We start from the raw sequence: 18,174 nt of genomic DNA on the forward strand, positions 1-18,174 counted from the left end.
GCGAACGCCCGTCCGGCGGCACCCGCCGGAGCCGGTCCGGCAGATGTCCTGGTCACCGACGTTAGCCACCGCGCGCGACGATTTCAAACATCTGTTCGATCGACACGCCGTGTCCTCTCGATTTTGTCGGTGCGGGGTGGTAGACCTTCGCACGGACGTTCGATAGAACGCCTGTTCGATCTGGACCGCTGCGGCGCAGGTGTACGGCCCGGACCGGACGGATCCGCAGGTCACGAGGAGGTTCCGTCATGTCGATCCTGGCAGATCGCGGGCTCGTCCGCCCGCTTCGGCCCGTCCCTGCCGACCGTCCCGCCGAGGGCGGCGGTGCGTCGGAAGGGGCGGTCCCGTCCCGGAGGACGCCCGGGTCCGGCGGTCCGGCGCGCCGGTCGCGGCGGCGTGCGGAGAGCGTCGATGCCACCCGAAAGGATGGTGTTCCGGAGGAGGTCGAAGCCGGAACGGGCGCTGATCCGGGCCTGCCGGGCGGTTCCGGCGAGGTCGTGGAGCTTCGCGGCCGGGCTGGCGCCCGGCGCGGCCCCGCTTCGGATCGGTCCGCCGAGGGTTCGCGCGGCGAGGCGGGCCGCGGCGACTCGCGGCGGGGCCGGGGAGGTTCGCGCGGCGAACCCGTGCGGCGGCGCGCCTGGCAGGCGGCGGCGGAGGCCGGACTCGCCGGTGGCGAATTGGCTGACTCCGGACGGTCGCTGACCGGCGATGCGTCCCGGCGCACCGGTGCGCGGTCGACGGAAGCGCCCGCTGAGTTCGTGTCCCCGGCCGAGCCGATGCCGCTCGGGCGAGACGCGAGCGAGGTTGTCGGGCGGGCCGGTGCGCGGTCGGCCGCGAAATCGGCCGGTTTTTCGCCCTCGACTGAGCGCGGCGCGCAGGCAAGTGCAGCCGAGCTGCGCTCCGGCACCGCTGTCCGGTCTGGTGAGCGAGCTGGTTTCCAGACGTCGACCCGGTCGGCTGTCGAAACTGAAGAAGCTCCGGTCCGCAATCCCCGTGAGGCGCGTCGCCGCACTGCGGTCCGGTCCGCTGAGCGAGCCGGTTTCCAGACGTCGGCACCGTCGGCCGTCGAAACCGAAGAAGCCCCCGCCCGCAAGCCCCGCGACGTCCGCGGCCGCACCGCGGTTCGGCACATCCCCGCCGCCGTCCCGGCCAATCCCGGCCGCACCGCGCGCGAGCGGCGCGGCGAGCCGTTGCGGCCGCCGTCCCGGGCGCGGGTCGTCGCCGGACGGCGCGGCGGCGTCGCCTGCCAGACCGCGAACCGGCCGTCGGTGCGGTGGCCGTGGCTGTTCGCGATCGCCTTCGCGGCCTGCCTCATCGTGACCGGGCTCGGCGTCTTCGGCTCGGGGGTGTCCAGCGGCCCGGTGCCGTCGCAAACCGCGTCCGTTTCCGTGCAGCCCGGCGATTCGCTCGGCGCGCTCGCCGCCCGGTTCGCGCCGAACGCCGACCAGGGCGCGGTCGTCGAACGCATCAAGGAGCTCAACAACCTCGACGACACCGCGCTGCTGCCCGGCATGCCGCTCACCGTGCCGGTCGCCTGGTCCGGCAACGGTTCGGCGGGGGAATCGAGCGGGGGATCGGGTTCTGCCGGATCATGACTGTCGGAAACCACCCGGTCGCATCTTGCGCAACCGGTCTTTCACCCTCTCGGGTTTCTTGCGCCCGCCCCGGAGGCGATCTATGGTCTACCCCTATATCTAGTAGTTACACCGCTGTAGTTGGTCCACGGGTAGGGGTAGACTGGCGGCAGTTGTCCACAGTCGGCCGGCAGTTGCCCACCGGGTGTCCACAAGTCGATCACCAGGCGCGGGGTCGCGCGCGGTGACCGCGGTCCAGGCCGTAGCGTGGCGGCAGGGGCCGGTTGGGACAGGAATCGACCGGCGCGGAGGGGAAGGTGATCGGCGGATGAGGTGCCCGTTCTGCCGGCATGCGGACTCTCGGGTCGTCGACTCCCGAGAGGTGGACGAGGGACAGGCGATCCGGCGGCGGCGTTCGTGCGCCGAGTGCGGCCGGCGTTTCACCACGTCGGAGACGATGGTGCTGGCCGTGGTCAAACGGTCCGGCGCCACCGAGCAGTTCAGCCGGGACAAGGTGGTCAACGGCGTGCGGAGGGCCTGCCAGGGCCGTCCGGTCGACGACGACGCGCTGCAGAAGCTCGCGCAGCGCGTGGAGGAGTCGATCCGTTCCGCCGGACTGGCCGAGATCCCCAGCCACGAGGTCGGCCTCGCCATCCTCGGCCCGCTGCGGGAACTGGACGGCGTCGCGTATCTCCGGTTCGCCAGCGTCTACCGCTCCTTCTCCTCGGTCGAGGACTTCGAGAAGGAGATCTCGGACCTGCGGAAAGCCATGGCGGGAACTGCGGAGGACCAGGAAGGCGAGCGCGCCGGCGACGACTGAGCCGTCACCGGGTCGCGGGGAGCGAGGGACAGGACCGCATGACCGAAACCGTGGGAACCGGCGCTGCGGCCGGACAGAACAAGAAGCCGAACAAGGGCCTCACCGTCCGGCGGGTCTTCACCACCGAGGGGACCCACCCCTACGACGAGGTCGCGTGGGAGACCCGCGACGTCGTCATGACGAACTGGCGCGACGGCAGCGTCAACTTCGAGCAGCGCGGGGTCGAATTCCCCGAGTTCTGGTCGGTCAACGCCACCAACATCGTCACCAGCAAGTACTTCCGCGGCGCGGTCGGCAGCCCGCAGCGCGAGAGCAGCCTCAAGCAGCTCATCGACCGCGTGGTGCGCACCTATGTGAAGGCCGCCGCCGAGCACGACTACTTCGCCGGTCCGTCCGACCTCGAGATCTTCGAGCACGAGCTCACCTGGATGCTGCTGCACCAGGTCTTCAGCTTCAACTCCCCGGTGTGGTTCAACGTCGGCACGTCCTCGAAGCAGCAAGTGTCCGCCTGCTTCATCCTCGCCGTCGACGACACGATGGAGTCGATTCTCAACTGGTACCGCGAGGAAGGCCTGATCTTCAAGGGCGGTTCCGGCGCGGGCCTCAACCTCTCGCGGATCCGGTCCTCGAAGGAGCTGCTCACCTCCGGCGGCACCGCCTCCGGCCCGGTCTCGTTCATGCGCGGCGCCGACGCGTCCGCGGGCACCATCAAGTCCGGCGGAGCCACCCGGCGCGCGGCGAAGATGGTCGTGCTCGACGTCGACCACCCGGACATCGAGGAGTTCATCCAGACCAAGGCGCGCGAAGAGGAAAAGATCAAGGTCCTCCGCGACGCCGGGTTCGACATGGACCTCTCCGGTTCCGACATCTCGTCGGTGCAGTACCAGAACGCGAACAACTCGGTCCGCGTCTCCGACGAGTTCATGCACTCCGTCGAGAACGGCACGGACTTCGGCCTGCGCGCCCGGCTCACCGGCGAGGTCATCGACCGCACCGACGGGAAGAAGCTGTTCCGCAGCATGGCGCAGGCGGCGTGGGAATGCGCCGACCCGGGAATCCAGTACGACAGCACGATCAACGACTGGCACACCTGCCCCGAATCGGGCCGGATCACCGCGTCCAACCCGTGCAGCGAGTACATGCACCTCGACAACTCGAGCTGCAACCTCGCGTCGCTCAACCTGCTGAAGTTCGTGTCCGAAGAAGGCACGTTCGACGCGCCGCTGTTCGCGAAGGCCGTCGAGTTCGTCATCACCGCGATGGACATCTCGATCTGCTTCGCCGACTTCCCGACCGAGCCGATCGCCGACACCACGCGCAAGTTCCGCCAGCTCGGCATCGGCTACGCCAACCTCGGCGCGCTGCTGATGGCGCTGGGCCACGCGTACGACTCCGAGGGCGGCCGCGCGCTCGCCGCCGCGATCACGTCCCTGATGACCGGCGTGTCCTACCGTCGTTCGGCCGAGCTGGCCGGCGTCGTCGGGCCGTACGAGGGCTACGCCCGCAACGCCGAGGCGCACCAGCGCGTCATGCGCAAGCACGCCGCGGCCAACGAGCTGGTCCGCACCTATCACAGCAACGACGCGGCGGTTCGCGCTCTCGCGTCGCAGGAATGGCAGCAGGGCATCGAGCTCGGCACCCGCAACGGCTGGCGCAACGCGCAGGCTTCGGTGCTCGCGCCCACCGGCACCATCGGCTTCATGATGGACTGCGACACCACCGGCATCGAGCCGGACTTCTCGCTGGTGAAGTTCAAGAAGCTCGTCGGCGGCGGGTCCATGCAGATCGTGAACCAGACCGTGCCGCGCGCGCTGCGGGTGCTGGGCTACCAGGCCGAGCAGGTCGAGGCGATCGTCGAGTACGTCGCGCAGCACGGCCACGTGGTCGACGCGCCGGGCCTGCGCCCCGAGCACTACGAGGTGTTCGACTGCGCGGTCGGCGACCGGTCCATCGCGCCGATGGGCCACGTGCGGATGATGGCCGCGGTGCAGCCGTTCATCTCGGGCGCGATCTCGAAGACGGTCAACATGCCGGAGTCGGCGACCGTCGAGGACGTCGAGGAGATTTACTTCCAGGGCTGGAAACTCGGCCTCAAGGCGCTCGCGATCTACCGCGACAACTGCAAGGTCGGCCAGCCGCTGTCCACGGGCAAGAAGAAGGAAGCCGCGGCCGAGACCGAGCCGGAGAAGGTCGTCGAATACCGCCCGGTGCGCCGTCGCCTGCCGAAGAAGCGCCCGAGCCAGACGGTGTCGTTCACGGTCGGCGGTGCCGAGGGCTACCTGCACGCGGGCTCGTACCCGGACGACGGTCTCGGCGAGATCTTCGTGAAGCTCGGCAAACAGGGCTCCACCCTGTCCGGCGTGATGGACGCCTTCTCGATGTCGATCTCGGTCGGCCTGCAGCACGGCATCCCGCTCGAGTTCTACGTCTCGAAGTTCTCGAACCTGCGTTTCGAACCGGCGGGCATGACCGACGACCCGGACATCCGGATCGCCACGAGCGTCATGGACTACCTGTTCCGCCGCTTGGCGCTCGACTACCTGCCGTACGAAAAGCGGGCCCAGCTGGGCATTTTCACCGCGGACGAGCGTTCGGCGGAGGTCGAGGCGAACTACGGCGGGCAGAACCTCGAGATCGAGGCGCTGCGCAGCAGTGTGGATTCGTCGCCCGCCCGCGCGGAAGAGTCCACAACGGACACTTCGTCGCGTGACGCGCACAGCACGGCCGAGCTGATGGAACTGCACCTCGGCAAGGCCGCCGACGCACCTCTCTGCATGACCTGCGGGACGAAGATGAGGCCCGCCGGATCGTGCTACGCCTGCGAGGGCTGCGGGGCTACTTCCGGCTGCAGCTAATTCTTCACTCTCCCGATGGGGCGTCTGCTGACTGAGCAGACGCCCCATCGGGCGTTCCCAAGAGGTCGAGAACTCGTTCCGCGCGTTCGAGCAGTTGCTGGTACGTGATGACCTCGACCCGGCTGAGGTGGCTGTTGAAGATGCGCAACGTTTCGTGGATGTCCGCAGGCGGCGGACCCTCCGGCGAGGTGCGGCATCCGACGACAACCGTTGCGCTCGCGCGACGAGTGTCGATGCCGAATTCGTTCAGCAGGTCGGTGCGCTGCTCGTCCAGGAGCGTCAGGTAGTTCATGGCTTGGCCGACTCCCTCGTGGACCGCGTTGGCCACGATGGGCCTGTTGCGATGCCACCGGGCGACCTGGACGTCGGCGCGTTTCAGCTCCACCACATGCAGCACCCCGTCCGGCCGGAGCAGTGGGATGTCGAGTTCGATGGTTCTCACCAGACGGCGACGGAGCGACTTCTCGACGAACTCGCCGCCGAACATCCACCACGCGTTGGCCAGCGCTGCTTGAAGTTCGCTCTCCAGACCTCCGGGTTTCTGCACCGCGTCGCGCACGGCGGCGAGCTGATCGCGCCGGACATAGAGCTGGATCTTGGCGAGCAAGTCGCCAGAGTTTCCCTGTTCCAGCAGCTGAACTACTTCCGGCGGAAGACCTCCGACGGCGACGGTGGGCTCGTCTGGTTCGTCGTCGATCTCGGTTATCCAGCTCTTGCGGATCCGCCGGTCGCGCGACGCCATGGCCAGGGCGTAATTGCACTGCCCGGGGGTGAGCCCGCTGTCGTGCGCGCCATAGCCGAAGCCGTGGAAGTAGTCGTCAGTGCCGCTGGTATCCACGGGAGGCCGCCGAGGCGGGTCCGACGCAACTGTCTCTACGTGCTTGGCGATTTTCGGAAGCCCGTAGAGCGTGAAGAGATTCTTGAGAAACAATGCTGGGCGTTTGCCGTCGAATAGGTAGGGTTCTTCCCTTTCTAGTTCCAGGCCGACCAGGCCGCAGTTCCGCTGTTGAAGAAATAGTCGAAAGATTGCCGGTATGGAACCCGCGAGCCAGGTGAAATCTGTCGCCCTTATTCGGGCGCTCGGAAATAGTTTGTGCATAACATAAGGTGCCACTGGAAGCTGGCCTTCGTGGAAGACCGCGAAGGTCATGCCATCGTGGGCTGTGCAGATTCCTTCAAGGATGCTTATCCACTGGCGGGTGGTCTTGATCCATGCGTCGTGAATTTGCCCTATGTGGGTGCTCCGCTCCTCATCGGGTTGATCACCGGGCATCTTCTCGACTGCTCTTCGTGCCCATCTGGCCTGTTCTGCTGATACTTTATCGGATGCCGATACGTGATATTCCCCTTTCTTGACGAGGTCGAGGTACTTGGGTAGAACGTGTCGGCCCGTCAGCTCTCGCACATCCCATTCGGAGAGGTCTTCGATGGGCTCGAACTTGTGCACTGCGATATCTTCGAACTTGTCGTATTTGCGGTTGCGTATGCCGCTGTGCGGCTTTTCGTTGATTCGTGCCCAGGCTGCGGCAAGCATTATTGGCAGCCGGTCCTCAAGTCTTCTCGAGAGGTCGCTGAGGAATAGTTCGCGGCGCTCCCGGCATCTTTTCCATACCTTCGCGAGTGGTGCCTTGGCGATAATAGGATGTGCCTGCCGGACGGTGCCGAGGTCGAACGCTGTCAGGTCCACCTTGTTCTGTGCCAGATCCTGGATGAGCGTGTCGGTATGAGCGTCGAACTTGACCAGCGCCTCTGCGGCAACGAGGTGCTGTGCCAGCGGGCCTGGTGGTGCGCAATGCACTTCACCTGGCGACGCCAAGTCTGCGAGGGATCCTTTGCTCGGCTGGGTTTGCTCGGCTTTGCGTGCCCACTGCTTGAGGGCGGGGCACTCGCTGTCGCCGTGCCAGAGCCGTCCGGACTTGCTGCACCACAACGTCAGTTCGGTGCCGGCCAGCGGTCCCAGCGGGATATCCGCCTTTGTCAGTGTCACTCAAGCCTCGCAAAGACAAGTCGACAGCGGCGGACTTCTCCCGCCTCGCCTACGGATCGCTCGTCATGCGCCGATAGTTACACCGCATCCGTCAAATCGCTCAAGGCAGCATCTGTGCGACCCCTTCGCCGAACGACCAGTCCACCTCATGGTTTTCCGTCAAGCTGAAGAACACATTCCTCGGCTCGATCCCCGTCGACTCGGCGATGAGTTCCGTCGCTCGTCGGTACAGTGCGGTTTTCTGCTCGTTCGTGCGCCCGGCGCGCAAGGTGATGGCGATGTACACGATGTCGTCGTCGCGGTGGACGCCGAAGTAGTCCGGGTCGTAGCGCAGGCGGTCGGCGGCGTGGCTGTTCAGGATCTGGAACCGGTCGTCGACGGGGACGTCGATGGTTTCGGTCATCGCCTGGTGCACGGCTTCGCCGATGGCGGGGAGGCGGTCGGCGTTGGGTTCGGACAGCACGTCGATGCGGACGAGCGGCATGGGAGGACCTTTCAGCTCAGCTGGTCGAGATTCGGCTGGGACAGGTGAAGAACCCGGTAGCGGACGTCGGTGTCCTCGTTCGGGGCGGTGGTCCAGAGGGTGAAGCGCACGGCTTCCCAGCGGTGCGGGTCGATGGCCAGCGCGGTGGTGTGCACGGCCGGGTTTTGGGACAGGTGCGCGAGTTCGTCGAGCTCGCGTTCGATCGCAGCGAACCCCGATGGCAGCGGGCGCATGCGTTTGGTCGCGAAGCTTGGGGCGGTCGCGCGCGCCGGACCAGACAGGCAGCGAGCGCCGGTCCAATGCTGCACTGGCGGGCGGCCGAAATCCCGGACTATGCCGTCGAATCCGCCGCCGCCCCAGAGGAATTGGCTCATTCCGGCGGTGTCGGCCCACAAATAGAAAGGCGAGTACTGGTTGTCGCGCACCAGATACGCCTTCAACCCCAGTCCGGGAAAGGCATCGGTGCGATGGCCTCGCGTGGCGACTCGGTGTTCGATGTCGTATCCGGCGGGCAGGTCGATCTCGTACTGCATCGCGTACATCGGCGTCACCGTCGGCCGAGAAGGGCGAGTGCTCCGCGGATTGCTTGGTCGAACGGCTCGACCGTCCCGGATGATCGGGCGAGGACGTACCCGCCTTGCAGCACCGCGACCAGCGTGGTTGCCGTCGCGGCTGGGTCGAGATCACTCGGCAGTTCGCCGTTCGCGATGCCCTCGGCGAGTACTTCGGCGAGACGGCCGCGCAGCCAGTCGAACGTTTCTTCAAGCGGCGCACGCAATTCCGGGTTCGTGACGATCTCGGGATCCAGCGCCAGCCGGCCGACCGGGCAGCCGCGCAGGACGTCTCGTTCGCGCAGCAGGTAGGCGGAGACACGTTCGACCGCGGTCGTGCCCTGGGCGAACGCGGCCTCGGCGGAGGAGCGCAGATCGTCGGCGTTCTGCCGGATCGCGGCGAGCGCCAGGTCGGCCTTGCCGGTGAAGTGGTGGTACATGCTGCCCTGCCCGGCCCCGGCGCGTTGCTGGATCGCCTTCGGGCTGGTGCCGACGTACCCCCGCTCCCACAACAGGTCCTGGGTGCTCGCGATGAGCTGGTCTCTGGTGGACATGACCTCAGCGTACATACTAGTAGGTACAGAAACAATGGGGGCAGGCCCTACCGCGGAGAGACCGGCTGACCGCATGGTCCGGATGATCTTGGCCGGGCAGGCTGACCGGGAAGCGAACGAAAGGACTTCTCCGTGACCAAGTCTGCTGGCCGCCGGGCGGTCGCCGTGACGATGGCCGCCGCGGTGTGCACCGCCTTGTTCTCGACCGGCACTGCCGAGGCGATCGTGAAGGGCGGTGATTCGTCGCAGCGCTACTCGTTCATGGCGTCCATACCGGAGACAGTCAGCCAGACCGGCGACCGCGGCGTGTGCGGTGCCTCGCTGATCGATCCGCAGTGGGTGCTGACCGCGGGGCACTGTGTGGATGCGAACCTCGTGACTCCGGACGGCACCGTCCGGATCGGCAGCGAGCGGCAGCATTCCGGCGGGACTGTCCGGCGGATCGCGCAGGTGATCACGCATCCGGGTTACGCGCTGCAGAGCGAGAGCATTCCCTTCAACCGCAACGACGTCGCGTTGATCAAGCTGGACCGTCCGGTTGCCGAGAGTCCGATCCGGCTGGCGTCGAGGCCAGGTGTGCCCGGGACGCCGACGCGGCTGCTCGGGTTCGGCACCACCGTGGACACGAACGACGCAGCCAAAGCAAGGTTCCCGGAACGGTTGCAGGAACTGGACGTCCGGCGCGGCGCGGAGTCCGAATGCGGCCCGGGCTATGCGGGTCGGACGCGGTTGTGCACGGTTAGCCCGAGGCCGGAAGCGATGGCGTGCATCGGCGACTCCGGCGGTCCGCAGATCCGACGTGGAGCTGGCGGACGCTGGGAACTGATCGGGGTGACTTCGGGGCCGGGCACCGCGCGGTCGGCTTGTGCGGGCGGGCCGGGGCTGTACAGCAGCGTGCCCGCGTACGCCGACTGGATCCGGCGGACGGTCTGGGCTGACCGGGGAGGAAACTAGCGGTCGTGACTCTCGTTTCGGCGGGCTACCGCGCCGTGCGGCGGACCAGCGAATTCGTGTCGATCAGCGAGTGCGTCGCGGAGGTGCACGACGACTGGTTCCGCGATCTCGCCTTCGCTCGGCAGACCGGGCTTCACGTGCTCGAGGTGGGCTTCAGGCCGGACGAAGCCGGGCCGATCGTCCGCGAAATCATCGCGGACGGCTGGGATCGCGAGACCAGCGTCGTCGGCGGGCGGATCGCGGAAGGTGCGAGCACGTCCGGCGAGTTGCTCGGCTTCGAGCTGGTCGGTTACGACGAGGGACTCTGGCACACCTGGCGCTGCCTCGGCGGCCTGGTCGACGACGTCCGGGCCGCCACCGGCATCGTGCCTGGACGGCACGGGCTGATCGAGAGCGAGGACGCTGCCCGTCAGGCGGCCCGATGGCTCACCGAATCCGGTTTAGGCGACCCGAAAGTGTTCCACTGGGCCGCCGTGGGGTTGTTCGTCCCGTAGCTCCACCGAATCTCCACAACCTCCCCGCCGCAACGGCACATCCACGCGGCAGCATGACCGCCGTGGAGTGGAGTTCGGGGTTCGAGGCGGAGGCGCGGCGGCGGAAGGTCCGGCCGCAGCCGGCGTGGGGGAGCGGGGTGCGGCTGGATCCGGTGGTGGCGCGCAGCGTCCGGCGGTTCCAGCACCAGCCGGACGAACTGACTGCGGAAGACCGGCGGCTGGTCGCCCGATTGCTCGAAACCGCGAGCCAGCCGGGGAAAAGCGACGTGATGAGTCAGCTGATCGCCGACGTTCTCGCGCTCGGCTACTACCGCGCGTTGCGGGACGGCACCCGCGACCGGGTCACCACGGAGGTCGCCGCTCGCGTGTTCGCCGGGTTGGAACGGCGGCTCGGCTGTCACGTGGATCGGTTGCGGCGGCAAAGAATCACCGCGAGCGCAGGATGGCGAGCCAGGGCGATTCTGGAAACCGGCGGCGTACTAGTCGGCCACGGGCGGGCGTTGCGGCGGCTCGGCACGCCGTGGCTCGCGTTCGTCACCGACGCCTGGGCTCAATTCGAGCGAGCGCTCGCGGATGTCCACAGAGGACCGTCGGTACGCCCGGGGCCGCGCGTGCGGGCGCGGCCCCGGGGACTGGTCTAGGAAAGCTTCGACCAGAGGAATTCGTACGCGACCGCCGAACGGAACGCGAGCTGTTCGTTGTCCGCGGCCGCTCCGTGGCCGCCTTCGATGTTCTCGAAGTACTCCACGTCGTGGCCCTGCTCGCGCATCCGGGCGACCATCTTGCGCGCGTGCCCGGGGTGCACGCGGTCGTCGCGCGTCGAGGTGACGAAGAGGATCGGCGGATAGCCGACGTCCGCCGAAACGTTGTGGTACGGCGAGTATTTCGAGATGTACTCCCACTCTTCCGGGACGTCCGGGTCGCCCCATTCGGCCATCCACGAGGCCCCGGCCGGCAACAGGTGGTAGCGCTTCATGTCGAGCAACGGCACCTGGCACACGATCGCGCCGAACAGCTCCGGGTAGCGGGTGAGCATGACGCCCATCAGCAGCCCGCCGTTGCTGCCGCCCTGGATGCCGAGCCGTTCCTTCGTCGTGATGCCCCGTGCGACGAGATCGCGCGCGACCGCGGCGAAGTCCTCGTACGCCTTGTACCGATTCTCCTTCACCGCCTGCATGTGCCATTCCGGGCCGTACTCGCCGCCGCCGCGGATGTTCGCGACCACGTACGTGCCGCCGCGCGACAGCCAGGACCGGCCGACCACGCCGCCGTACGACGGAGTCAGCGAAACCTCGAAACCGCCGTAGCCGTACAGCAGCGTGGGGCCGTTCTCCGCGCCCGGCGGGCGGACCACGAAGTACGGGATCTTCGTGCCGTCGTCCGACGTCGCGAAGTACTGGCTGACCTCCATCCCGGTCGCGTCGAAGAACTCCGGAGCCTGCTTGAGCACCTCGACGTCGCCGCCGACGACGCCGCGGGTGAGCGTGGACGGCTGGACGTAGCTGGAGGAATCCACCAGGTATTCGTCATCGACGTCCGGTTCGGTGTCCACGATCTGCGCGCTGCCGAATTCCGGCGCACCGCCCAATTCCGCCTCGGCCCAGCCGTCCGGGCCCGGCGTCAGCACGCGCAGCTCCGACTTGACGTCGTGCAGAGTCGCGAGCAGGAGATGGTTGCGGGTCCACGCGTAGTAGTCCAGCGACGTGTGCGCGTCCGGGGTGAACAGCGCGATGAAGTCGCGGTCGCCCGACTTGAACGCGTCGTAGCTGATCGCGAGCAGCGTGCCCGCAGGATGCTCGGCGCCGCCGACGGTCCACGCGCTGCGCGGGTGCACGAGCAGCCATTCGCGGTGCGTGGACACCTCGACGTCCTCGGGCAGGTCCAGTTTGGCCAGTCCGGACGGGGTCCGCTCGAAATACTCGGTGCGGTAGAAGTCGATCGCACGGCGCACGAAATCGCGTTCGAAACCCTCGGTCGGGTCGTGGACGCCCATCACCGCGACATCGTCCGGCTTGCCCTCGGCGACCAGCACCGCGTCCTCGATCGGGGTGCCGCGCCGCCATTCCTTCACCAGCCGCGGATAGCCCGACGTGGTCAGCGAGCCCGGGCCGAAGTCGGTTCCGACGTACACCCGGTCGGCGTCGATCCACCCGATCCGGTGCTTCGCCTCGGGCAGGGTGTAGCCGTCCGCCACGAACTCGTGCGCGTCGAGGTCGAACTCGCGGACGACGGTCGCGTCCGCGCCGCCGCGCGACAGCTGGACCAGGCCGAGCCGGTGCCCGGGGCGCAGCACCGCGGCGCCCTTCCAGACCCAGTTCTCGTCCTCGGCCGCGGCGAGCGCGTCGACGTCGAGCAGAATCTCCCAGTCCGGTTCCTCCGTGCGGTACTGCTCCAGCGTGGTGCGCCGCCACAGCCCGCGCGGGTGTTCGGCGTCCTGCCAGAAGTTGTAGTAGTGCGTCCCCCGGCGCGCGACGTACGGGATCCGGCCGCCCGCGTCGAGCACCTCGCGGATCGAGTCCCGCAGCTGCCCGAACCTCTCGCTCGCGGTGAGCACGTCCAGCGTCTCCGCGTTGCGCGAACGGACCCATTCGAGCGCCTCGTCGCCCGTCACGTCTTCCAGCCACAGGTACGGATCTTCGACAGTCATAACGTCCAGTCTCGCTGCCGGTCGCGGATCAGGCCAGGAGCCCGGCGTTCCCGTTTCGTGATCCAGGGCGGCTCGCGGTCTCCGTATGCTGGCCGGGAGGGGGAGGAATGACGTATTACGCCGGGGGCCCGTGGCCTCCCGCAGGACCGCAGCCACCGCCGCCGCGCCGAAAAGCGGGCAAAGCGCTGGGCGCCGTCGCCGCGGTGGCGATCGTCGCGGCCACGCTCGCGCTCATGGCCGTCGTGCCGCACGAGGTGTCCGGGCACGCGATCGCGGCCCCGGACGCCGACGCGATGCCGGACCGCCAGGACGCCAAACCGGTGCGCAAGCTCAGCGGCAATCCGTTGCTGGCCGAGGGCGTCGCGCTCGGCCGGGTGTCGTGCGATCTGCCGGATCTGAGCCGCGACGCGGAGCAGCTCAAGACCTTCTACACCGCGCTGGTCGGCTGCCTGAAACAGGCGTGGCAGCCCGCGCTGGACAAAGCGGACGAGCCGAACCTGCCGGTCAAGGTGTCGGTCACGCTGCCGAAGACCAGCGCTTGCGGCAACGCGCCGTCCAGGGACGAAGCGGTCGCGTACTACTGCGGCGGCGACGCCACGATCTACGCGCCCACCGACTGGATGCTGTCGGACGCCGGGCTGAGCCGGGCCCGGCACCTGGCGACGCTCGCGCACGAGTACGGCCACCACGTCCAGCGCGAGAGCGGCATCCTCGACGCGGCGAGCGCGGAGATGGGTTCGCCGGAGCCGACCAGCGACGCGGACAAGGCCGTCGTGCGCCGGATCGAGCTGCAGGCCAACTGCTTCGGCGCGCTGTTCCTCAACGCCGCGGCGGACCACGGGTCGATCAGCCGGGCCACCGCGAACGCCGCTGTCGCCGACTACGGCCGAGCCGACGACAGCGGTGACCACGGCACCCGCGCGAACCAGCTGGCCTGGGCGAAGGCGGGCTACACCGGAGCCGGCCCGTCCGCCTGCGACACCTGGTCGGCTTCGGCGGACAAGGTCAGCTGACCCGCCATTCCGGGTCGCGGCCCAGCAACCCGAGGAACTGGTCCAGTTCGCTTTCGTCGGTGCTGACCGGCACTACCGGCGCGAAGGTTCCGCGCTCGACGCGTTCCTTCGGGTCAGTCGGGATCATCAGCGCGAATTGCAGGGCGGCGTGCACCGCTTCCGGCACCGGGTCGTAGGCGACGTCGAGGGTCTTGGCTAGGTCCCAGCCGTGCGCGACGGTGTCGACGAGGTGCATCGCGATCGCGACTGTGCCGGGGAAGGTGCCGAAGGTGTTGATGGCGATCTGGCGTTCCGCGACGTCGGCTTCGCCGTACGCGGCGAGATAGTCGGTCACCGAAGCTGCGTACGCGGCGTACGGGTCTTCGCCGAGCTGACCGCTGTCCCAGTCCTTCGCGGAGCCGTTGCGCGCTGCTTCGGCGAAGGCGCGGTTTTCGCTGACTTGGTGGCGGAGCAGATCGGCGAGCGTCCAGCCGGCGCACGGCGTGGACCGGTCGAGGTCCGCCGCGGTGGTCTTCGCGACGATCGGGTCGAGGACGAGGAGGGACTGCCGGTCGAGGTCGAACGTGGTCATGGGCTCACGCTAACCGGCGGATCGGTCCAGGAAGAGAGCCAAAGAAGAGCTAACTGCGGTGGACCAATCTAGGCTGGACGAGTGGACCTGCACCTGGACCTGTCCGGCACCCGCGGCCACCGCGACGAGATCTACCGACAGATCCGCGAAGCGGTGCTCGACGGGCGGCTCCGCGACGGCGACGCGCTGCCGCCGACCCGGGAGCTGGCGCACCAGCTGGCCGTTTCGCGCACCACCGTCACCGCGGCGTACGAACGCCTCACCGCGGAAGGATTCCTCACCGGCCGGGTCGGAGCCGGTACTTATGTGCGGGCCGGCGCCGCGCCGCGTCCTGTCGAACCGGCCGGGCTCGCCGAGGGCGTCCAGCCGCGTCCAGAGTGGACAGACGTGCCCGCGCCGCCTCGGGCGTTCACGGACCCGCCGGAGTTCGATTTCCGCGCCGGAGTCCCGGATGTGCGGCTGTTTCCGTTCGACACCTGGCGTCGCCTGATGACCCAGTCGTTGCGCAGTACCCGCGCGGAGCTGATGACTTACGGCGAACCGCAAGGCGATCCCCGGCTGCGTACCGAACTCTCGCGGCACCTCGCGGTGTCCCGGAACGTTCGCGTGCGCCCCGAACATCTCGTGATCACTTCGGGCGCGCAGCAGACAATCGACCTCGTCGCCCGCGTCCTGTTGCGGCCCGGCGATCTGGCTGCGGTCGAGGATCCCGGTTATCCGCCGCCGCGCCTGCTGCTCGGCACGCTCGGAGTCCGCGTCGCGCCGGTTCCGGTGGACGACGAGGGCATCGTGGTCGACGCGATTCCGCCCGGCACTCGTCTGGTGCACGTGACGCCGTCGCACCAGTACCCGCTCGGTGTCGCGATGTCGCCGTCTCGCCGGCGAGCGTTGCTGGATTGGGCTGAGGACAACGGGGCAGTGGTGGTCGAGGACGATTACGACACCGAGTTCCGCTACTCCGGACGTCCGCTGGAACCGTTGCACAGCTTGGATTCTCACGGCCGGGTGGTCTACGTCGGCTCGTTCTCGAAGGTCCTGTCGCCCGCGCTGCGGCTGGGTTTTCTCGCCGCGCCGCCCGCTCTCGCTGAAGCGATCGTGAAGGCGAAATACCTCGCCGACTGGCATTCCCCGGGAATCGAGCAGGCGGTGGTCGCGGCGTTCATCGCCGAGGGCGGGTTCGCCCGGCACGTCCGCCGGATGCGCGGCATCTACCGCGCCCGCCACGACTTGCTCGTGGACGGTCTGCGGGCCGAGTTCGGCGACGTCCTGGAGCCGGTGCCCGCGTCGGCCGGTCTGCACCTGAGCGCGTCGGCGGACCGGGACCTGCGCGGCTTCGCGCGGAAGGCGACCGGGGCGGGCGTCCGGCTGTTCTCGCTCGGCGATTTCTCCGTGGCGGCGCGGCGGCACGGGCTGCTGTTCGGCTACGGCGCGATCGCCACCGATCAGATCGGACCCGGGCTCGCCCGGTTGCGCCGGGTGTTCGACGGAGGAGCGCATTAGCACGAACGGACGCATCCCGCTGGACTTTCGCACACGGCAGCGGGGCCCTAACCTGATGTGACCCGACTCACCGAGGAGAGGGCATCGCCATGCGGATTGCGGATGTGCTTCAGCGCAAGGGCGCGACGGTCGCCACAGTGTCGCCGGGGACGACGGTCGCCGAGCTGCTGGCGGGGCTCGCCCGGCACAACGTCGGCGCGATGGTCGTGGTGGACGCCGAAGGCGGGATCGCCGGGATCGTGTCCGAACGCGACGTCGTGCGCAAGCTCAACGACCACGGGCCTTCGGTCCTGCAAGGGCCGGTCGCGGACATCATGACCACCATGGTCGCCAGCTGCACCCCGGACGATCCGGTGGACCAGCTCAGCGTGGTGATGACCGAACGGCGGATCCGGCACGTGCCGGTGCTCGACGGCGGGCGCCTCGCCGGGATCGTGAGCATCGGCGACGTGGTGAAGATCCGGATGGAGCAGCTGGAGCAGAGCCAGGAACAGCTGGAGGCCTACATCTCCCAGGGCTGACGCGTCACTCGCGCCAGCCGCTGAGTTCGACGCCCTTCGCGACGTCCACCCGGTAGCCGAGCGAGACCGTCGCGGACGCCCCGGGCGCGATCGTGAGCCGCCAGGTGAACTGGCCCAGTTCGGTGCGCTCGACCGGCTCCGGACTCAGCCGCAGGTCCCGCACCGTGATCGAGTCGTCCCGGGAGACCGGGGCCTGGTCGAGCACGGCCACCACGGCTTCGCGCGGGCTGTGGTTGGTCACGGTCGTCAGGTAGTCGGCTTCGCGGCGGCGTTGCGTGGAGAACGTCGCCTTGCTGGCACTGCGCTTGACCAGTTCGCGTTCGACGCGGATCCGGTCGTCGACGCCCAGCGCGAGTTCGAGTTCCTCGCCGGGAGCCCACAGCTCCAGCTGCGTGCTGCCGACGAATTCGGCCTCGTGGAACACCGCGGCGCGACCGGCGCGAAGCGTGTGCTCGGCGGTGTTGACCACCTTCGCGCGCAGGTAGGCCTCCGCTGCCTGCGTCGGTGCGGTCACGTAGTCGAGTTCGGCTGTCAGGTCTAGCTGCGCGAGCGTCGTCCGGTGACCTTGTGCGCCGGACGGGATTCCGACCGGGCGCGCCGGGCGGTAGGTGACCGCGGTGGTGCCTTGTTCCACTGCGGAGAGGTGCGCGGCGAAGCCGTCTCGACCGGCCGGTGCTGCGCCGCCGTACGCCATCGCTGCGGGCGCGGGCGGCACCATCGACCGTCGCTCGGGCTGTTGCCGATCCAGGTACCAGGGCTGGAGTTCCGGGATCACGACGGTGTTCGCCGGGCGGGCCGTAGACAGCGTCAGCTCGCATTCCGGCCAGTCCTCGCCGGTGTGCTGGCTGACGAGTCCGTACGAGGTGACCGTGACGTCGGTGCCGCGTACGCGGACGTCGTAGCCGGGTTCCCAGCGCGCGCCGGGGACCACATAGGACAGTTCGATTTCGGCGGTGGCAGGGGATTCCAGTTCCACGGTGATCGTCGAACTGTCCTGTTCGGACTGTGCGCTGCGAGTTTCGATCTGCCGGTCTAACGCGGCGAGGTCTTCGCGCAGCCGTTCCAGCCTCGTGGCGAGCGCGCGACGTTCCTTGAGCGCGACCGCTAACTGCGTGCTGAGCGCTTCGCTCACTTCCTGGACACGCCCAGGTTCTGCGTCGCCTCCGGCCAACGCCTTCGCGAAGCTTGCTCCGCTGCGTCGCGAGACGCCGGTCAACAGGTCGACGCGTGCCGCAGCAGCGCTCTCGTCGTCCGCGACCTCGTCGACAGCCGCTTGGTCCGCGCGTCGCTGCTCCACGAGCGCGCGCAGCGTCGGGTCAGCAGGCGCGGCGTGCTGCGCGTACGCGACGTCGACGCCAGTGACCAAGGCGTCGCCCGCGCCGCTCACGCGCACCGAAGCAGCGTCGAGCGACAGGGGGAGACCCGTGATCTCTACGCGGGACCCGTCAGCCGGAGTGACTTGACAGCGACGGGTGACGCGCGCGTTCTGCGGATAGACCGTAACCGTGACTATCGGTGCGTCCATGGCTCCGACGTTAGTCGGTTGACGCGACTTGCGGTTGACGGAACTCTCAACTTGCTCGCCTGCTTCGTCCAGCTTGGGGGTCCTGGTGGGAGTTGCCGCTCGAGTCGCTGCCGTTTTCGTCGCA

General features: G+C 68.4%; 16 protein-coding genes. 9 read left to right on the forward strand and 7 right to left on the reverse strand.

Annotation, left to right across the window (positions count from 1 at the left end):
* Window positions 1–248: 248 nt before the first annotated feature.
* The 3 genes from ACWDNU_RS20370 to ACWDNU_RS20380 all read left to right on the forward strand — a co-directional run bounded on the left by ACWDNU_RS20370 (window position 249) and on the right by ACWDNU_RS20380 (window position 5,249).
* Window positions 249–1,595 (forward strand): LysM peptidoglycan-binding domain-containing protein, encoded by a 1,347-nt coding sequence (locus tag ACWDNU_RS20370; RefSeq protein ID WP_449670036.1) that lies wholly within the window; start codon window positions 249–251, stop codon window positions 1,593–1,595.
* 307 nt (window positions 1,596–1,902) lie between these two features.
* The gene (gene nrdR, locus ACWDNU_RS20375; protein ID WP_037809784.1) at window positions 1,903–2,394 is read left to right on the forward strand and encodes a transcriptional regulator NrdR; all 492 of its coding nucleotides are present in this window, start codon (window positions 1,903–1,905) and stop codon (window positions 2,392–2,394) included.
* A 38-nt stretch (window positions 2,395–2,432) separates the two neighbouring features.
* Window positions 2,433–5,249, forward strand: a complete 2,817-nt coding sequence (locus ACWDNU_RS20380; protein WP_449670037.1) for a vitamin B12-dependent ribonucleotide reductase — start codon at window positions 2,433–2,435, stop codon at window positions 5,247–5,249.
* A 4-nt stretch (window positions 5,250–5,253) separates the two neighbouring features.
* Here ACWDNU_RS20380 and ACWDNU_RS20385 read toward each other — a convergent pair whose 3' ends face one another.
* The 4 genes from ACWDNU_RS20385 to ACWDNU_RS20400 form a co-directional block, all read right to left on the reverse strand.
* On the reverse strand, window positions 5,254–7,236 hold the full coding sequence (locus tag ACWDNU_RS20385; protein ID WP_449670038.1) for a Shedu anti-phage system protein SduA domain-containing protein: 1,983 nt from the start codon (window positions 7,234–7,236) through the stop codon (window positions 5,254–5,256).
* A gap of 100 nt (window positions 7,237–7,336) precedes the next feature.
* Window positions 7,337–7,720 carry a tautomerase family protein gene (locus ACWDNU_RS20390; protein WP_449670039.1) on the reverse strand — a complete coding sequence of 128 codons (384 nt, stop codon included), beginning with the start codon at window positions 7,718–7,720 and terminating at the stop codon, window positions 7,337–7,339.
* Window positions 7,721–7,731: 11 nt separating this feature from the next.
* Window positions 7,732–8,262 carry a DUF4865 family protein gene (locus ACWDNU_RS20395; protein WP_449670040.1) on the reverse strand — a complete coding sequence of 177 codons (531 nt, stop codon included), beginning with the start codon at window positions 8,260–8,262 and terminating at the stop codon, window positions 7,732–7,734.
* A gap of 5 nt (window positions 8,263–8,267) precedes the next feature.
* The gene (locus ACWDNU_RS20400; protein ID WP_449670041.1) at window positions 8,268–8,825 is read right to left on the reverse strand and encodes a TetR/AcrR family transcriptional regulator; all 558 of its coding nucleotides are present in this window, start codon (window positions 8,823–8,825) and stop codon (window positions 8,268–8,270) included.
* A gap of 132 nt (window positions 8,826–8,957) precedes the next feature.
* Between ACWDNU_RS20400 and ACWDNU_RS20405 the strand changes: the two genes are divergently transcribed.
* Genes ACWDNU_RS20405 through ACWDNU_RS20415 form a run of 3 tightly spaced genes read left to right on the forward strand, consistent with a single transcriptional unit; the run spans window position 8,958 to window position 10,914 of the window.
* Complete coding sequence (locus ACWDNU_RS20405) at window positions 8,958–9,779, forward strand: S1 family peptidase (RefSeq protein WP_449670042.1); 822 nt, start codon at window positions 8,958–8,960, stop codon at window positions 9,777–9,779.
* Window positions 9,780–9,784: 5 nt separating this feature from the next.
* Window positions 9,785–10,273: a hypothetical protein gene (locus tag ACWDNU_RS20410; RefSeq protein ID WP_449670043.1), complete on the forward strand. Its 489-nt coding sequence runs from the start codon at window positions 9,785–9,787 to the stop codon at window positions 10,271–10,273.
* 53 nt (window positions 10,274–10,326) lie between these two features.
* A complete protein-coding gene (locus ACWDNU_RS20415; protein ID WP_449670044.1) occupies window positions 10,327–10,914 on the forward strand; it encodes a hypothetical protein in 588 nt (195 codons plus the stop codon).
* Here the strand turns inward: ACWDNU_RS20415 and ACWDNU_RS20420 are convergent.
* Window positions 10,911–12,920, reverse strand: a complete 2,010-nt coding sequence (locus ACWDNU_RS20420) for a prolyl oligopeptidase family serine peptidase (protein WP_449670045.1) — start codon at window positions 12,918–12,920, stop codon at window positions 10,911–10,913. The two genes, ACWDNU_RS20415 and ACWDNU_RS20420, sit on opposite strands and share 4 nt — an antisense overlap.
* Window positions 12,921–13,027: 107 nt before the next feature.
* Here ACWDNU_RS20420 and ACWDNU_RS20425 point away from each other — a divergent pair, with 107 nt between their 5' ends.
* Entirely contained in the window at window positions 13,028–13,933 is a 906-nt protein-coding gene (locus ACWDNU_RS20425; RefSeq protein WP_370939072.1) for a neutral zinc metallopeptidase, read from the forward strand.
* Here the strand turns inward: ACWDNU_RS20425 and ACWDNU_RS20430 are convergent.
* Window positions 13,926–14,504: a TIGR03086 family metal-binding protein gene (locus ACWDNU_RS20430; protein WP_449670046.1), complete on the reverse strand. Its 579-nt coding sequence runs from the start codon at window positions 14,502–14,504 to the stop codon at window positions 13,926–13,928. The genes ACWDNU_RS20425 and ACWDNU_RS20430 overlap by 8 nt on opposite strands.
* 81 nt (window positions 14,505–14,585) lie before the next feature.
* Between ACWDNU_RS20430 and pdxR the strand changes: the two genes are divergently transcribed.
* Together pdxR and ACWDNU_RS20440 are read left to right on the forward strand one after the other, a co-directional pair.
* Window positions 14,586–16,004 carry a MocR-like pyridoxine biosynthesis transcription factor PdxR gene (gene pdxR / locus ACWDNU_RS20435; protein WP_449670047.1) on the forward strand — a complete coding sequence of 473 codons (1,419 nt, stop codon included), beginning with the start codon at window positions 14,586–14,588 and terminating at the stop codon, window positions 16,002–16,004.
* An 89-nt stretch (window positions 16,005–16,093) separates the two neighbouring features.
* Complete coding sequence (locus tag ACWDNU_RS20440) at window positions 16,094–16,525, forward strand: CBS domain-containing protein (RefSeq protein WP_370939069.1); 432 nt, start codon at window positions 16,094–16,096, stop codon at window positions 16,523–16,525.
* A gap of 4 nt (window positions 16,526–16,529) precedes the next feature.
* Here ACWDNU_RS20440 and ACWDNU_RS20445 read toward each other — a convergent pair whose 3' ends face one another.
* Window positions 16,530–18,050: a DUF4139 domain-containing protein gene (locus ACWDNU_RS20445; RefSeq protein ID WP_449670048.1), complete on the reverse strand. Its 1,521-nt coding sequence runs from the start codon at window positions 18,048–18,050 to the stop codon at window positions 16,530–16,532.
* Between the last annotated feature and the right edge of the window lie 124 nt (window positions 18,051–18,174).

The sequence above is a fragment of the Amycolatopsis sp. NPDC003676 genome (genome assembly GCF_053587275.1).

Coding starts and splice junctions, on each gene's coding strand:
- ACWDNU_RS20370 (WP_449670036.1), top strand. CDS start 249: ATGTCGATCCTGGCAGATCGCGGGCTCGTCCGCCCGCTTCGGCCCGTC.
- nrdR (WP_037809784.1), top strand. CDS start 1,903: ATGAGGTGCCCGTTCTGCCGGCATGCGGACTCTCGGGTCGTCGACTCC.
- ACWDNU_RS20380 (WP_449670037.1), top strand. CDS start 2,433: ATGACCGAAACCGTGGGAACCGGCGCTGCGGCCGGACAGAACAAGAAG.
- ACWDNU_RS20390 (WP_449670039.1), bottom strand. CDS start 7,720: ATGCCGCTCGTCCGCATCGACGTGCTGTCCGAACCCAACGCCGACCGC.
- ACWDNU_RS20395 (WP_449670040.1), bottom strand. CDS start 8,262: ATGTACGCGATGCAGTACGAGATCGACCTGCCCGCCGGATACGACATC.
- ACWDNU_RS20400 (WP_449670041.1), bottom strand. CDS start 8,825: ATGTCCACCAGAGACCAGCTCATCGCGAGCACCCAGGACCTGTTGTGG.
- ACWDNU_RS20415 (WP_449670044.1), top strand. CDS start 10,327: ATGACCGCCGTGGAGTGGAGTTCGGGGTTCGAGGCGGAGGCGCGGCGG.
- ACWDNU_RS20420 (WP_449670045.1), bottom strand. CDS start 12,920: ATGACTGTCGAAGATCCGTACCTGTGGCTGGAAGACGTGACGGGCGAC.
- ACWDNU_RS20425 (WP_370939072.1), top strand. CDS start 13,028: ATGACGTATTACGCCGGGGGCCCGTGGCCTCCCGCAGGACCGCAGCCA.
- ACWDNU_RS20430 (WP_449670046.1), bottom strand. CDS start 14,504: ATGACCACGTTCGACCTCGACCGGCAGTCCCTCCTCGTCCTCGACCCG.
- ACWDNU_RS20440 (WP_370939069.1), top strand. CDS start 16,094: ATGCGGATTGCGGATGTGCTTCAGCGCAAGGGCGCGACGGTCGCCACA.
- ACWDNU_RS20445 (WP_449670048.1), bottom strand. CDS start 18,050: ATGGACGCACCGATAGTCACGGTTACGGTCTATCCGCAGAACGCGCGC.